Annotated in this window: 17 protein-coding genes; 5 read left to right on the top strand and 12 right to left on the bottom strand. The window is 72.4% G+C overall.

Features of this window, described 5'->3' with window-relative positions:
• Positions 1-531, bottom strand: coding sequence for an SMI1/KNR4 family protein (locus tag OH807_RS33500; protein ID WP_406206740.1), 531 nt, complete (start codon positions 529-531; stop codon positions 1-3).
• A gap of 172 nt (positions 532-703) precedes the next feature.
• Here OH807_RS33500 and OH807_RS33505 point away from each other — a divergent pair, with 172 nt between their 5' ends.
• A complete protein-coding gene (locus OH807_RS33505; protein WP_406206742.1) occupies positions 704-1,366 on the top strand; it encodes a Pr6Pr family membrane protein in 663 nt (220 codons plus the stop codon).
• A gap of 85 nt (positions 1,367-1,451) precedes the next feature.
• Here the strand turns inward: OH807_RS33505 and OH807_RS33510 are convergent, their stop codons facing one another.
• The 4 genes from OH807_RS33510 to OH807_RS33525 form a co-directional block, all read right to left on the bottom strand.
• Positions 1,452-1,844 (bottom strand): hypothetical protein, encoded by a 393-nt coding sequence (locus OH807_RS33510; RefSeq protein ID WP_406206744.1) that lies wholly within the window; start codon positions 1,842-1,844, stop codon positions 1,452-1,454.
• Between the two features lie 31 nt (positions 1,845-1,875).
• Positions 1,876-3,423: an FHA domain-containing protein gene (locus tag OH807_RS33515; RefSeq protein ID WP_406206747.1), complete on the bottom strand. Its 1,548-nt coding sequence runs from the start codon at positions 3,421-3,423 to the stop codon at positions 1,876-1,878.
• A gap of 146 nt (positions 3,424-3,569) precedes the next feature.
• Positions 3,570-4,040: a hypothetical protein gene (locus tag OH807_RS33520; RefSeq protein WP_406206750.1), complete on the bottom strand. Its 471-nt coding sequence runs from the start codon at positions 4,038-4,040 to the stop codon at positions 3,570-3,572.
• Between the two features lie 100 nt (positions 4,041-4,140).
• Entirely contained in the window at positions 4,141-4,905 is a 765-nt protein-coding gene (locus OH807_RS33525) for an SDR family NAD(P)-dependent oxidoreductase (RefSeq protein WP_406206753.1), read from the bottom strand.
• Between the two features lie 284 nt (positions 4,906-5,189).
• Here OH807_RS33525 and OH807_RS33530 point away from each other — a divergent pair, with 284 nt between their 5' ends.
• Positions 5,190-5,810 carry a TetR/AcrR family transcriptional regulator gene (locus OH807_RS33530; protein WP_406206756.1) on the top strand — a complete coding sequence of 207 codons (621 nt, stop codon included), beginning with the start codon at positions 5,190-5,192 and terminating at the stop codon, positions 5,808-5,810.
• 377 nt (positions 5,811-6,187) lie between these two features.
• Positions 6,188-7,330, top strand: coding sequence for an alpha/beta hydrolase (locus OH807_RS33535; protein WP_406206759.1), 1,143 nt, complete (start codon positions 6,188-6,190; stop codon positions 7,328-7,330).
• Positions 7,331-7,470: 140 nt separating this feature from the next.
• On the opposite strand, the gene OH807_RS33540 is transcribed toward OH807_RS33535, so the two are convergent.
• Positions 7,471-7,800: a MoaF-related domain-containing protein gene (locus OH807_RS33540; protein ID WP_406206762.1), complete on the bottom strand. Its 330-nt coding sequence runs from the start codon at positions 7,798-7,800 to the stop codon at positions 7,471-7,473.
• A gap of 240 nt (positions 7,801-8,040) precedes the next feature.
• On the opposite strand from OH807_RS33540, the gene OH807_RS33545 reads away from it, so the two are divergent.
• Together OH807_RS33545 and OH807_RS33550 are read left to right on the top strand one after the other, a co-directional pair.
• Positions 8,041-9,027 carry an esterase/lipase family protein gene (locus tag OH807_RS33545; protein ID WP_406206765.1) on the top strand — a complete coding sequence of 329 codons (987 nt, stop codon included), beginning with the start codon at positions 8,041-8,043 and terminating at the stop codon, positions 9,025-9,027.
• A gap of 63 nt (positions 9,028-9,090) precedes the next feature.
• The gene (locus OH807_RS33550; RefSeq protein WP_406206768.1) at positions 9,091-10,683 is read left to right on the top strand and encodes a recombinase family protein; all 1,593 of its coding nucleotides are present in this window, start codon (positions 9,091-9,093) and stop codon (positions 10,681-10,683) included.
• Positions 10,684-10,758: 75 nt separating this feature from the next.
• Here OH807_RS33550 and OH807_RS33555 read toward each other — a convergent pair whose 3' ends face one another.
• The 6 genes from OH807_RS33555 to OH807_RS33580 are packed head-to-tail and all read right to left on the bottom strand — an operon-like array spanning position 10,759 to position 13,305.
• On the bottom strand, positions 10,759-10,953 hold the full coding sequence (locus tag OH807_RS33555) for a hypothetical protein (RefSeq protein ID WP_406206771.1): 195 nt from the start codon (positions 10,951-10,953) through the stop codon (positions 10,759-10,761).
• Positions 10,950-11,531: a hypothetical protein gene (locus OH807_RS33560; RefSeq protein ID WP_406206774.1), complete on the bottom strand. Its 582-nt coding sequence runs from the start codon at positions 11,529-11,531 to the stop codon at positions 10,950-10,952. The genes OH807_RS33555 and OH807_RS33560 overlap by 4 nt, the downstream gene beginning before the upstream one ends.
• A complete protein-coding gene (locus OH807_RS33565) occupies positions 11,515-11,682 on the bottom strand; it encodes a hypothetical protein (protein ID WP_406206776.1) in 168 nt (55 codons plus the stop codon). Before OH807_RS33565 ends, OH807_RS33560 begins: the two co-directional genes overlap by 17 nt.
• Positions 11,679-12,002 (bottom strand): hypothetical protein, encoded by a 324-nt coding sequence (locus OH807_RS33570; protein ID WP_406206779.1) that lies wholly within the window; start codon positions 12,000-12,002, stop codon positions 11,679-11,681. The genes OH807_RS33565 and OH807_RS33570 overlap by 4 nt, the downstream gene beginning before the upstream one ends.
• A gap of 15 nt (positions 12,003-12,017) precedes the next feature.
• Entirely contained in the window at positions 12,018-12,194 is a 177-nt protein-coding gene (locus OH807_RS33575) for a hypothetical protein (RefSeq protein WP_406206782.1), read from the bottom strand.
• Positions 12,195-12,252: 58 nt separating this feature from the next.
• A complete protein-coding gene (locus OH807_RS33580; protein WP_406206785.1) occupies positions 12,253-13,305 on the bottom strand; it encodes a hypothetical protein in 1,053 nt (350 codons plus the stop codon).
• Between the last annotated feature and the right edge of the window lie 123 nt (positions 13,306-13,428).

A 13,428-nucleotide genomic window follows, 5' to 3' on the forward strand; every position in this document is an offset into this window, starting at 1 on the left:
TCAGCGGCAGAGTGCGTCGAGATCCTCCGTGAAGGTGGCGAACTCGGCCTGCGCCTCCTTGATGATCTCCTCGGCGGCCCGGCGCGCGGTGGCGGCGTGGCGCTCGGCCAGGTCGGCCAGGGCGGGGGAGGGGTAGGACTCCCAGCCCGTGTGGACGGCGGCCTCCATCGGGCCGAGGCCGTCGGCCAGTACCCAGAGGAAGTCGGAGAGGCTCCCCGCCACCACGCCGCTCTCGCCCTCCGAGCCCAGGAAGACCACCGGCTGCTCGGCGAGCGGGCGGCCCGGCCGCACCAGCCAGAGCGCGGCCAGGCCGCCGGTGCCGTCCTGCCCGAACACCCGGTAGGCGGCACCGTCGAGCTCGTGGTTGCCCGTCCAGGAGCGGATCCAGTCGGTGGTTTCCTCGGCGGAGTCGAATGCGTCGTACGGCTCGAAGTCGACGCCGCCGTCCTCGCCGTACTCGAACTCCACCAGGGCCACCTCGGCCAGGGCGGGCGGGAAGCTGCGGTCGTCGCCGCTCGTCGTCTCGGTCATGGCCGCAGGCTAGCCCGTCCCCCCGACAGGCCGGCCGGGCCTCCCCACCGGTCACCGTCGGGCCGGACGGTGGCACGCCGCCGGTGGCCGCCCGGTGGCCGGATGCCCGTGCCGGGGTTTGAATCTGAGCAGTCACGGCACCCGATGCCCCGGCGGAGAGGCGGACCCGAGGATGTACCGATGGCTCGCCCCGGCCAGGATCGCCTTCGCGGCCCTCATCGCCGTCGCGCTCGGCTTCGCGGGCCACCGCGCCGCGACCGGAATCACCGGACTGCCCGACTTCTTCAGTTACTTCGGCAACCTCAGCGCCCTGGCGGCGATGGTCGTCCTGCTGCTCGGCGGCCTGGCCGGGCGGGCCGGCCGGGACGCGGTGCCCGGTACGGTACGGGGCGCGGTGCTGCTCTGCACCACCGTCACCGGGCTCGCGTACGGACTCCTCCAGGCGCCGTACCCCGTGGACATGATGGTGCCGTGGGTGCACCACGTGGTCCACCAGGCGGTGCCGGCCGTCGTGCTCGCCGACTGGCTGATCGACCCGCCCGAGCGGCGGATCAGCAGGGTGGAGGCGGCCGGCTGGCTCGTGTTCCCGCTGCTCTACCTCGCCTACACGCTGCTCCGCGGCCTGGTGGTCGACTGGTACCCGTACCGGTTCCTCGACCCCACCATCCCGGGCGGCTACTGCCGCGTCGCGGGGGCGTCGTTCCTGACGACCGGGGCCTTCGCCCTGGCCGGGGCCGTGCTGCTGTGGGCGGGGAACACGCTGGCGGACCGCCGGGACGCCGCCGCCGGCAGCACGCCACCCGGGCGCGGCGCCCACGCCGCTCCGTCGTCCTGAAGCCGACGGCCCGAGCCCGGCGGCCCGCACCCGACGACCCCTGCATCCGACGGCGCCCGCACCTGACGAGGCCCGCGTCCGGCGCTCACATGCCGAGGGCCTGCAGGATGGGCCGCCCGAGGGCGCCGACCCAGCCGGCCAGGGCGGAGATGGGGCCGATCAGGCTGGTGCCGGCGGCGACGAGGGCGCCGGCCGAGGTGAGCAGACCGGTGATCCGGGTGAGCCGGCCGGCCACCGCCTCGCGGTCCGGCTCCGGCCGGGCGACCTCCTCGTCCAGGGAGTCCAGCTCGGCCCGGACCTCGGGCACGACGGCCGGCGGGAGCTGCGCATCCTCGACGGCGGTCCGGAGTTCGCCGACCAGCCCGCGCACGTCCTTGCCGTCCGCCGTGAGGTGGCCCGACTGGCCGCCCTGCACGGTCTGGTCACCGGCGACGTTGTTGATCACGCCGGCCTGTTGACTGCCGATGTTGAAGACCATGACGGTCCCTTCGCCTGGGGCCCGCGCCGCCTCACGTCGGCAGCGGCGGGTCCGGATTCAGTCCGCGTTCCTCCTCGGTCTCGTAGCGACGCTGCCGGACCACGGTCCTGATCAGCAGGGCGACGCCGAGAAGCAGCAGCACCACGCCGGTCGTCACCACGGACATGCCGACGGTGTTGACCGGGACGCCTCCGAGATCCGGGCCGAGCACGTCCGGCGTGGAGCGCGTCCACCCGAGGAAGGCGCCGCCGACCGTGGCGAGCAGGACGCCCACCAGGGCCAGGTGCCGGGCCTTGGTCCTGGTGGCGGCGATCCTGCGGAAGAACTCCTCCCGCCGGGCCAGCAGGAGGTAACTGTCCTGCATGACGTAGTTGTACTGGTTCCCGCCGATGTTGCTGAGGTTTCCCGCTGCCTGCTGCCGGGCCACGTCGAACCGGCGCTCCGCGGCGGCCTGCGGTGCGTCCGCCCGCGGTGCTTCCGGCTGCGGCGTGTTCAGCTGTGGCGCGTTCAGTTGCGGTCCGTCCGGTGGCGGTGGGTCCGGTGGCAGTGGGTCCGTCGGTCCGGGGCCCGGTCCCCCTCGGGGTTCCGCTCGGGGTTCCAGGGCCGGGGTGAACCGTGGCTGCTCGGGCTCCTCCTCCCGAGGGGTGGCCTCCCGGGGAGCGATCACCTCGGCGACGGCCGGCTGTGCCGCAGCCACCGGGAGGACGTCCGTCCGGGGTTCTGTTGCGAGGGGGCCGGCCTCCGGGGGTTCGGCCGGTGCGGGGCCCGCCCGGTCGACGGCCTGCTCGGCGACCGGCTCGGCGACCGCTGGTTCGGCGGCCGGACGGTCGGTGCCGTCCTCCCGGGCCGTTTCCTGCGGGGCCGTCTCCGCCAGAACCGCGGCCCGTACCGCGTCGTCCGCGGCTACCTCCCGCGCCGCGTCGTTCCCGGCTGCCACTACCTCCGGAGGCGCGCTCGCCGCGGCAGCTTCCTCCGGCGGCTCCAGCGCTCCCGGAGGCTGCTCCCGAGGGGCGTCCTGCGCGGCCGCTGCTTCCGGAGTCGCCACGTCCGGAACGGCCTCCCCCTGAGCCGCCTCATCCTCGGCCACCTCCTCCGGAGCTGTCACCTCGAACGCGGGGACCGGCTGCGCCGCCTTCGGGGGCGGCGGTTCCGGCCCGGCGGCGTGATCGTGCTGGGGAGGGAACACCCCGTCCGCGGTGACGACGGTCATCGCCTCCGGGGCCGAGGTGCCCGTCCGCCACTCGGCCACCGCGCTCCCGGGCGGCTCCTCGTAGTGCACCGCGAGCGGCCCGAAGTCGAGGATGTCCCCGCTGCGCAGCAACTGCTGCCCGAGTACCCGGTGGCCGTTCAGCCGGGTGCCGTTGGTGGAGGAGAGGTCCTCCACGGTGGTCTGCCCGCCGGCCCGCCACACCACGGCGTGGCGCCGGCTGAGCCAGGGGTCGACCACCTGTATCTGGCAGGCGGAGTCCCGGCCGACCAGCAGGGGCTCGTGGGCGAGCACGTAGACCCGGCCGCGGATCCGGTCCGGGTTGTCGACGACGAGACGCGGTAAAGCCTGATCCTGTGAAGGCGGGCTCATGGCACTACCTCCTGCCGGATACGACCGGCGAACCGGTGAACCACCGGGGGCGGCGAAGGGCTTCGTCCGCCCACCGGCTCGGGTGCCTTCCCTTCCAGTAAAGGCCACTTCGCGGCCGGGGCACAGCCCGGACCGACCGTCGCTTGCTACCCGCCCGTCTCGGCGGTGATCCACGACTCCACCCGCGCGGTGGCCGTGATCGCGCCGAACGCCAGGACGCGGGTCAGCTCCCCGTCGTCCCCGGGGCGGCCCCCGTGGTGGGCGCTGCCGCCGTCATCGGCGCCACGGCCGGTCCCGGTGCCGCCCCCGGCCGTCGGGTCGGCGCCGCGCTCCGCCCGCCACGCCGCCACGTCCTGCTCCGTGATCCGGTACGGCGCCAGCGCGGCCAGCAGTGCCAGCCGGGCGCCGGGCCGCTCGGCGGGCGGGACGTCGGCGGCTGCCAGTACCGGCCCGACCGGGTCGCCGCCGAGCGGTGGGTGACCGCCGTCCCAGGCGGCGACCGCGTCGAGAACGGCGGCCCGCCCCGCCGGGCCCAGCAACCCGCCACCGGTCGCGGCGGCGGCGCGCAGCGCCAGGTGGGCGGGGCCGACCGGGCCGTCCCCCGCCCACGCGGGCACCGGGCCGGCCGCCCCGGGCCCGCGCCGCTCGGCGGAGCGCCCCGGGCCCGGGCGGCCGGACGTTCGACCGTTCGATCGGCCGGGGCCGGCCGGTCGGGGGTCACATATGGGTGCCGCCGTCGATCCGGATCTCGGTGCCGGTGACGAACGCGCCGTCGTCCGAGGCCAGCATGGCGATCACGCCCGCCACCGTGTCCGGCCCGGCGAAGCCCTGGCCGAGGGCGGGGGAGAGCTTGGCGAGCAGGCCGAAGTCGGCGTCCGCGGGGAGGCCCGGGTTGTTGGTCATGCCGCTGTCGATGCTGCCGGGTGCGACGCACACCGCGCGCAGGCCCTGCTTGGAGTACTCCGAGGCGATCGCGTGGGTGAAGGACTGGATGCCGCCCTTGGTCGCGGCGTACGCGGCCATGTAGGGGTGGGCGAAGGTCGCGGAGGTGGAGCTGAAGTTCACCACGACGCCCCGGCCGCCGGCGAGCAGTGCGGGCAGCGACTCCCGCGTCATCAGGAACGTGCCGGTCAGGTTGACCGCGATCAGTTTGTTCCAGAACTCCAGCGTGGTCGCGTGGGTGTGCGAGGAGCGCAGGATGCCGGCCGCGTTGACCAGGACGTCGAGCCCGCCGAGGCCCGCCACGGCCTCCGCCACGCCTGTGCGGACGGCGGCCTCGTCCGAGATGTCCAGTACGGCGAGGGTCAGCCGGTCGTCGGTTCCGTCGGTGGCCGCCCGGTCCAGCGTGGCCTTCAGGCCGTCCTCGTTGACGTCGACCGCGACGACCCGCCCGCCCTCGGCGAGGATCCGGTGCACGGTGGCCTGGCCGATGCCCGAGCCGCCGCCGGTGATCAGGACATTCCGTCCGCTGAAGCGCTCCATGGTGGTACTCCGTTCGTTCGTGGTCTCGCGACCTCGCTGACACGGTACGCCGAAGTGGCATGACGTGCCAATGAGGCTTGACGTGCCACTCCAGCGAGCCGTGCCACCTGGGCGCACCGTGCCGATGAGCTGCCTCGCGCCACCCCTGGGCACGCTGCGCCACCACGCCACACCGTGCCTTCACGCCACACCGTGCCGCTCCGGCACGCTGCGCCACCACGCCACACTGTGCCGCTCCGGCACGCTGCGCCACCGTGCCCGTTCGTCCGCGTACGCTGGCGACCGTGACCGGACGCCCCACCCTGAACCAGCGCCGCCGTGACGCCACCCGGCTGGAGATCGCCCGCACCGCCGCCGCGCTCTTCGCCGAGCGCGGGGTCGAGGCGACCACCGCCGAGGAGATCGCGCTCGCCTCGGGCATCTCGCTGCGCACCTTCTACCGCTACTTCTCGGTGAAGGAGGACGCCGTCGCGCCGCTGCTGGCGGCGGGCGGGCGGCGCTGGGTGCTGCTGTTCGCGGAGAGCTCGGCCGAGCTGCCGGTGCGCGAGGCGCTGGAGCGGTCGGCCGCCGAGTCGCTCACGCCGGCCGACGCCGCGGCCGTCGAGGCGATGCACTGGACCCGCGACCTGCTGCGTGATCCGCGCCTGGCCGACGTGTGGCAGCGCGTCCACGCCGATTCGGAGGAGCGGCTGTACGGGGTGATCGCGGCCCGTTGCCCCCAGGGGGCGGACAAGCTGGAGATCCGGCTCGCGGCTGCTGCCGCCACCACCGCCATTCGAGTGGCCCTGGAGGAGTGGGCATTCTCCGACGCGCCGACCGAGGGCCCGGGTTCGCCCCGGGAGCTCGGGGTCCGCTGCATGCGCGAGCTGACCGCCGGGTTGCGTCTCTGGGCAGTCGTCAGCTGATTAGACGTCACCGGCGGGTGTGACCGAAAGGGCAGTTTCCCCGGGGCGCCGGGGCGCGGACCGCCTCCGCACCGCCTGTTCGCGCCACCGCGTGCGCGGTCGGCGCGACCTGCTCCCGCGCACCACCACCACGCTTCCGGACGCCCCGTGTCATACCTCCGGACCGTGCCGGAACTTCGAATCCCCGCTGGTCGGCGGGTCCTGGGCGGCTGCGGGGACCGATAGGCTTGTTGATCGCGCCTCGGCGACGGCCTCCGCTGCGGACGGGGGAACCGGGGCGGCCGCCCCGGGTGTCCTAGGGCACGGGCCCGACACCGGTTTCGCCGGGCGAGCCGGTGGGGGCGGGGGGACGTTCGAGGCGTGGGAGCAAGCAGGACATGGGTCTGACGAGCCACAAGGTGTTGGCGCTGACCGTTTTGATCGCCGTCGTGATGATGGCCGGCACGATCTGGCTGTGGCCGAAGCTGGCGAGGACGACCTGGCAGGCGGTGCTCGGCCGGATCGGCGCACTGCTCGCCACGCAGCTTGCGGTGCTCGCCGCACTTGGCTTGGTGGCCAACAACTACTTCGCCTTCTACAGCAGCTGGGACGACCTGCTCGGCACGGGCGACAACGGTCCGGTGGTCATCCAGAACAAGGCCGACGCCTCGGGCCGGCTGACGGTGGAGACCATCGGCCAGACCGCCGTCCAGGGCGGCGGGGCGCTCGGCCGCGACCCCAAGCAGTCCGGCGAGATCCGCCAGGTCCGGATCGACGGCGCCAGCACCCGCCTCTCCACCGAGGGCTACGTCTACCTCCCGCCGCAGTACTTCCAGCCGGAGTACGCGCACAAGCAGTTCCCGGCCGTCATCGTCTCCACCGGCTTCCCCGGTATCGCCAAGAACCTCGTCACCCGGCTGAACTACCCGGGCGCGGCGCTCAAGCTGCTCCAGGACGGGCGGATGCAGCCGACGGTGATGGTGCTGGTGCGCCCCTCGCCCGCGCTGCCGCTGGACACCGAGTGCGAGGACATTCCGGGCGGCGCCCAGTCGGAGACGTACTTCACCAAGGACGTCCCGGCCGCGATCCAGGCGACCTACCGGGTCTCCTCCGCCCCGCAGGCCTGGGGGTTCATGGGCAACTCGACCGGCGGCTACTGCGCACTCAAGCTCGCCATGCGGCACCCGGAGGTCTTCCCCACCGCGGTCTCGCTCTCCGGGTACTACCAGGCGGCCGACGACCCGACCGTGCCGGACCTCTTCAAGGGCAGCGAGCGGCGCCGCAACGAGGCCGACCTGATGTGGCGGCTGAAGAACCTGCCGCAGCCCGAGGTGTCCGTGCTGCTCGCCGGCACCAAGGAGGGCGACGGCGACTACCGGCGGGACACCGAGGCGTTCGTGGCCGCCTCGCACGCGCCGATGAAGGTCTCCTACAGCATGATGAAGACCGGCGGCCACAACTTCGAGACCTGGAGCAAGCTGCTGCCCTCCTCGCTGGAGTGGCTCTCCCAGCACCTCGTGGTGCCGGGGCAGCCCGTCTGACGGCCGGTCGGGAACGCGCCGGGCCGCTCACCCGCAGAGGTGAGCGGCCCGGCGCGTTCCCGTTCTCCGGCGTTCCCGTTCTCCGGCGTTCCCGTTCTCCGGCGTTCCCGTTCTCCGACGGACCGGACCGGACGACCGGCTCAGACCACCGGTTCGAGCGTGCCGGTGTGCAGCTCGCCGACCCGGCCGCCCTCGCCCTCGTACGTCCAGAACGCGCGCACGGTGAGCTTGTTGAGGTCCATCACGTGGCTGACGGTGATCCCGCTCTGTTCGGTCCAGCTGACGAAGTACACCGCCGGGCCGACCTCGGCGACGTGCAGGGCCACGTCCTCCCACTGGCCGGCCGACTCGCCGAGGCCCTCCCAGCGCAGCCGCTTGCCGTCGGCCGAGTAGGAGTTGCGGAAGGCCGCGCCGTTGTCGACCTGGAAGAGGTAGGTGCGGCCGGCGAAGCCGGGCAGGGGCGCGGTCATGGCGGGACTGGTCCTCGTCTCTCGTGGTGCGGTTCGGAACCGCGCAGGGACCTCCAACCTATCCGACGGGTGACCTTCGTGGCGGACTTGTCGACACCCCGCTACGGCTCGGGCCGCCACGCCGCCCGCCGACCGGGTGTGACCCGGGTCCATGGGCGGCCCGGCGGCCCGGCCGTACCGTGCAGGCACGCCGGCCCGGCCGGGGCCCGCCCGCCGGACCCGCGACCAGGGAGCCGCCCGATGCCCGCACCGATGCCCAGCTCGATGCCCGCGCCGCTGCCCGCCGCGGTGCCTGTCCTGTCGCCCGCCGCCCGCACCCCCGGGAGACGCCGGCCCGCAGCCCTCGCCGCCGCCACGGCCACCGCCCTGCTCACCCTCGCGGCGTTCCTCCTCGGCACACCACCCGCCCCCGCCGCCTCCACCCCCGCCGCCTCCACCTCCGGTCCCGCCACCCCCGCCGCCTCCACCGCCGCCGCCTCCACCTCCGGTCCCGCCACCCCCGCCGTCGCGGCCCTCACTCTGGAGGCGGCGTTCCCGGCCCCCGGCAACGGCTGGGCGAAGGTCGAGCGCTACCTCGACACCACCCCCGGCTTCCGCACCGAGCAGTACCCGCCCGGCGGCCGCGGTGACCAGGACGGCGCCCGCCTCACGTACTTCGGCGGCGTTCGCCAGCCCTTCTCCGGGCGTTTCCTGCTCTACTCGGCCACCGGCTGGGACACGGGCGGCCATGCCACCCCCGTCCTGCTGGTCCACGGCGCCAACGACAACGCCGACCGCGCCTGGGCCGCCCCGGACGAGACGGGCAGCTGCGGCGCGGTGGCGTCCGGCTGCCCGTCGACCGGCCTCGCCCAGTACCTCGCAGCGAGCGGCCACCGGGTGTTCGCGATCAACTTCGCCCACAAGCAGGGCGACAACCTGCTCCAGGCGCAGGCCGTCGCCGACGCGATCGCGCTGATCCGGGCCCGGCTCGGGGCGCCCCAGGTGGATGTGGTGGCCTGGAGCAAGGGCGAGGTCGCGGCGCGTGCGTACGTCTCCTCGGTGCGGCCGTCCTGGGGCCGGGCCTACGCGGGCGACGTCCGCCGGCTGGTCACGCTCGGTGGTCCGAACGGCGGGCTGGACTACGTGTACGCGCACGGCTGGGCGTTCTCGCTGGCCACCTGGCCGGCCTGCGGCGGCACCGCCGACGCGCCCTCGCCGCACCTGTACATGACCTGCTACGGCACGTAGGGCGCGTAGTCAGCCTTACACCTCCAGGGTGCGGGCGCGCGCTGCTGACTGGAGAGTGGAGCCATGGCGCGCAAGGCTGCTGACCCGACCCGGTGTGTCGATCTGCTTCTTCGGAAGTCGCAGGTCGTCCGGGGTAAGGCGGCTGGGGACATCCTGTCGCTGAAGGCCCAGGAGACACGCGGGCGGGCCTGGGCGAAGGAGAACCGGTACGAGATCCGTCGGATCTGGCGGGAGAACCTTTCGGCCTACAAGACCGGAGTCAAGCGCCCAGACTTCGAGGCGGCGGTGCACGCACTACTCGAAGGCGACTCCGACTGCCTGTGGGTGTACGACTCCTCGCGGTACAGCCGCAAGGGCGCGGGCGACGTCCTGAAGATCCTTGACGTTCCGGGCAAGCGGCTGTACTTCGATATCGACCGGCTGGACACCGAGGTCGAGGCGGACCGATCGAAGATCATCGCCGCTGCCGAGCATGCCCGCGAGTACAGCCGGGTGCTCTCCAAGAAGGTGAAGGACACCAAGGCTCAGCAACGCGACGACGGCAAATGGCTGTCTGCCGCACCGTACGGCCTCAAGGTTACGAAGAAGCGCAAGCTGAAGCACGGCAAGCTCTGGCCAGTGATCGAGCGTATCCACAACGAGGCCGCCGAGGGTCGGTCCCGGCGGCAGATCGCGCTCGGCCTGAGTGCCGATGGCATCACTGCCGCCAAGGGAGGCCCATTCCGGGTCAGCTTGGTCGGAAAAATCTTGACGAGCCCCGTGTACCTCGGCTGGCAGATCGTAACGGTGAAGAACACCCCGCATCTCTACCTGAACCACAAGGGGAAGCCGGTCCGGGTGTTCGCTAAGGGTGTTGAGGGCATCCCGCAGGCGACGTGGGACAAGCACCGTCGGATCGCGGCGAAGGTAGACAGTCGGCCTGTGTCCCTGGGCACCACCGAGGAGAAACCGCCCCCAGAGCCGTCACCTGCAATGGGCCTCACGTGGTGTGCGGGAGGCGGCTACGTCATTAAGCACGGCCACAAGGCGACGACCCTCGGCCCAGCGTTCAGGTGCAACATGCTGATTCTCGGGCTGGACTGCCCCGACCCCGTGACTGCTGCACGGACCGCCGTGGTGCGCGTCCTGGAGCAGGAATGGCGTAAGCGGCTGACCACTGCGGGCCCGTTGGACCCAACATTGCTCGCGGTCGCGGAGGGCTGGGTGGAGCTGTCCCAGCCGGAGGAGAGCAAGGCGGAGCAAGAGGCCCGGGGGCAGCTCAAGCTAGCGGAGGAGGCTGTAAAGCGCGTTGACCGGCTGGAGGCAGCGGGCGCCTACCCGGGACGGGACGGAGAGGCGATGTACGTCAAGCAGCGACGGGCGGCGGTGGAGGACGTGGAGACCGCGCGCAAAGAGTGGGAAGCGGTGGCTCAGCCCCTCGCTGACATCTCGGTGCTGACTGATCCGGTGCGGAATGCTGAGCTGTGGAAGCAGTCGAGCGACACCTACCGAGGCCAGCTCCTGCGACTCGCCATCGACAAGGTGTTCTTGAAGAAGGCTCCATACCGTGGAGCACGGCTCACTGTGGACAGGGTTCACATCGTGTGGAAGAAGCCGCGGGGGTGGAAGCCGCCGAGGGGGGAGAAGGGCGAGCAGCCTGCGGCGGACAGGGCCTGAAACGCAGAAATGGCCCCCGGTCAGCACTGTGCGAGACAGTGCCGGCCGGGGGCCTTGGCGTGGGTGGGGCAGGTGTCACCAGCCGACGGATTCAATGTCGGTGGCGAGGTCGAGCGCGACGTGCTCCGGGAGGGGGACGACCGTTCGGGTGAGCTGTCCGGGTGAGTAGTGCTCGGTCTCGATCACGATGACGCGTTCCCCGGTGGGGGTGCGGGCCTCGTAGGCGCGGGCGGAGCGGTGGACGACGGCGTGGATCACGGGCGAAGTCACTTCGTGGTGCCCTGGAGCAGAAAGTTGGCCATGGCGATCTTGCTGGCGACACCGGAGTCCGGACCGAGCAGTTCGGAGGCGCGCAGGAACGCGCGCTCGCGCTCGGCGGTGGTGCTGCTCTGCGCGAGCGTCGTGTCAGCGAAGGACGGGCCGGGGGCCCCGGCGGTGGCAGTGCTCTGGCGGACCAGTGTGTCCGCGAGGGCGGGCGTCTGCGGATAGGCGGCGGGAGATGTCGAGCCGCCGGGCACCATGAAGGGTGCCCCGGCCTGGCGGGTGGCTTCCAGCTCACCGAGGCGGCGGGCGGCTTCGGCTTCCTGGGTCTGGACGCGGCGGATCTCCTCGGTGATGGCGCGCGAGCGTGCCGCGAGGTTGACCAGGGACTGGCCCAGGGGTTCGGCGACTTCGGGGTTCAGGTAGATGGAGGCGGGGTTGGCGTTCGGGTCGCCGGAGCGGACGAGAAGGCCGATGTCGCCTTCGGCGTCGATGTGCAGGCGGGCGAAGTCGCGCGGGCCGTCGTACTTGCAGGGGAACTGCTGCTCGTCCACGTACACGGTCTGCTGCTCAGGTGCGGTCGTCATCGGGATTCTCTCCAGTCGTGGTAAGGAAGTTGGCGATGCGCAGGACGGCGCTCACGCGGGCGTCGAAGGGCTGGTCCTGGTAGCCGCGTGTGTTGGTGGACATGGCGGTGACGGTCTTCTGGGCCAGTGCCAGGGCCTCGGTGCGGGTCACCGGCTCTCCCAATGCGAGTCGATGCCGACGAGCGGGGGTGCGGGCCGCCGGTCGTACAGACCCGCCGCCGGTCTCCCCGCGACCGGACGTCCCGTTGGTTCGGGAGCCTGCTCGTCCGTCTCGTCTCGGACCAGCTCGGCAGCCTGGCGTACGAGGTAGGCGGCCAGCTCGTGGCACTGGTAGGCGTTGAGCTTGGCTGGGCGACCGGTCTGCGCTCCGACGGTCAAGGCCAGCACGGGGCCCATGCGGTCGGTTCGGACGCCGACGACGGAGCCGTGCCGCACGGACAGGGTGGCCTTGTGCTCGGTGGTCTCGATCATGGTTCTCTCTCCTCGTCAGGTGAACAGGGCCACGAAGGCGTGGACTTCGCGGGCGGAGTGCCCGGAGTCGTAGCGGACGGTGTGGCCGTCGCAGGTGATCTCCAGGCCGTAGCCGTCGCTGTCGCCGTGGTCGGCGAAGACGCGCAGCCTCGCGCCGCTGGTCAGCTCGTAGGTTCCGACTGGGGACTTCATCGTGTGTTCCTTCCGGTGGGGTTCGGAAGGCTTGAGCCGGGGCGGTTAACAGGGGCGCTCACGCGGCGGTCCGGAGCTTCTTCAGGGCGCGGGACCAGGTGGCCTTGACGGTGCCGGCCGTCTTGCCGAGCGCTTCGGCTATCGCGGTGGCGTCGAGCTTCCCGGCGTCGGTGAGCATGGGCGGGCCGTCGAAGCCGAACGCGAGGCGGGCGATGGCGGCCTCGGTCGGGGACATGCCGTTGAGCAGTTCGTCAGCCTTGACCTGAGCGGCGCGGGTGAAACGGGCGGTGGCGTCCGCGTCAGCGTCGCGGTCGATGATGGCTCCGCTGGCGTGCTTGCCCCGCTTGGTGCCGGTGACCTTGACGCCCTTGCAGCGGACGGCGTCGCGGGAGATGGCCAGCGGGTTCGCCGCAAGGGAGGGCTGGAGGTCGGTGCACCAGCCGGCCGTGGTTGCTCCGGCCACCACCTCCCGCCCGTTCGTGACGACGGTGTGAAGGCGTGGTGTGCGGGGCGTCGTGCCCAGCGCGGTGTACTCGACCAGGGTGTCCGGGTCCTGGGCGGGTGAAGCTTCGAGCACGGTCTTGGGCACGCTCTCGATGGGGAGCGGTCGCGCGAAGGCGGCAGCGACGAGGTCGGCTTGCTCGGGTGAGAAGCGGCGCTTGGCGTCCGGGTGGTTGATCAGCTCGTCCTTGGCGGCCTGGAAGTCGCCTGCGGAGCGGGACAGGGCGCCCATGTAGGCGGCTGCGGCCGAGCGCGGTGCGCCGGGGGCGATTTCGCGGGTGGCGGCCGAGCGGCCGTCGAGCTTGGCGCGCTGGAAGGCGTAGCTGGTGAACTCGGCGGTGTTGGGGGCGTCCACGTCCCAGTCGTTGAGGGCGCGCCAGAAGCTCAGGCGCATTTCCTGGGCGATGTCCTGGGCGGCCTGGTGGCTGTCGCCTTCCATCTGCTGGGCCCGCTTGCGGGAGACGGACCGGGCGATGCCCTCAAGTCCGTTCAGGATCTCCTCGGTTGCGACGCGTCCCCGGTCGAGCTTGCCGACGCCGGTTAGGGCGGTCAGCGGCTTGGGGGTCTGGGCCTGGGCGATCAGGGCGGGCGTGATGCAGGAAGAAGGCATGAAAGTTCCTTGGCATGTACACAACAGAGAGATGGGCGCGCGGTATCGCGGATCGGCGGGCGCGCCAGGGCATGACGAAGCCCCGGCCGGCGCGGGTGGCCGTGTCGGGGCATGGAAAAGGCC

Origin of the sequence: Kitasatospora sp. NBC_01560 (assembly GCF_045208415.1) — a bacterium.
In the GTDB taxonomy this organism is placed as follows: Bacteria; Actinomycetota; Actinomycetes; order Streptomycetales; family Streptomycetaceae; genus Kitasatospora.

Excerpts from the sequence above, each read along its gene's own strand:
- OH807_RS33500 (WP_406206740.1), bottom strand. The coding sequence starts at position 531 with ATGACCGAGACGACGAGCGGCGACGACCGCAGCTTCCCGCCCGCCCTG.
- OH807_RS33505 (WP_406206742.1), top strand. The coding sequence starts at position 704 with ATGTACCGATGGCTCGCCCCGGCCAGGATCGCCTTCGCGGCCCTCATC.
- OH807_RS33510 (WP_406206744.1), bottom strand. The coding sequence starts at position 1,844 with ATGGTCTTCAACATCGGCAGTCAACAGGCCGGCGTGATCAACAACGTC.
- OH807_RS33515 (WP_406206747.1), bottom strand. The coding sequence starts at position 3,423 with ATGAGCCCGCCTTCACAGGATCAGGCTTTACCGCGTCTCGTCGTCGAC.
- OH807_RS33525 (WP_406206753.1), bottom strand. The coding sequence starts at position 4,905 with ATGGAGCGCTTCAGCGGACGGAATGTCCTGATCACCGGCGGCGGCTCG.
- OH807_RS33535 (WP_406206759.1), top strand. The coding sequence starts at position 6,188 with ATGGGTCTGACGAGCCACAAGGTGTTGGCGCTGACCGTTTTGATCGCC.
- OH807_RS33540 (WP_406206762.1), bottom strand. The coding sequence starts at position 7,800 with ATGACCGCGCCCCTGCCCGGCTTCGCCGGCCGCACCTACCTCTTCCAG.
- OH807_RS33545 (WP_406206765.1), top strand. The coding sequence starts at position 8,041 with ATGCCCGCACCGATGCCCAGCTCGATGCCCGCGCCGCTGCCCGCCGCG.
- OH807_RS33550 (WP_406206768.1), top strand. The coding sequence starts at position 9,091 with ATGGCGCGCAAGGCTGCTGACCCGACCCGGTGTGTCGATCTGCTTCTT.
- OH807_RS33560 (WP_406206774.1), bottom strand. The coding sequence starts at position 11,531 with ATGACGACCGCACCTGAGCAGCAGACCGTGTACGTGGACGAGCAGCAG.
- OH807_RS33570 (WP_406206779.1), bottom strand. The coding sequence starts at position 12,002 with ATGATCGAGACCACCGAGCACAAGGCCACCCTGTCCGTGCGGCACGGC.
- OH807_RS33575 (WP_406206782.1), bottom strand. The coding sequence starts at position 12,194 with ATGAAGTCCCCAGTCGGAACCTACGAGCTGACCAGCGGCGCGAGGCTG.
- OH807_RS33580 (WP_406206785.1), bottom strand. The coding sequence starts at position 13,305 with ATGCCTTCTTCCTGCATCACGCCCGCCCTGATCGCCCAGGCCCAGACC.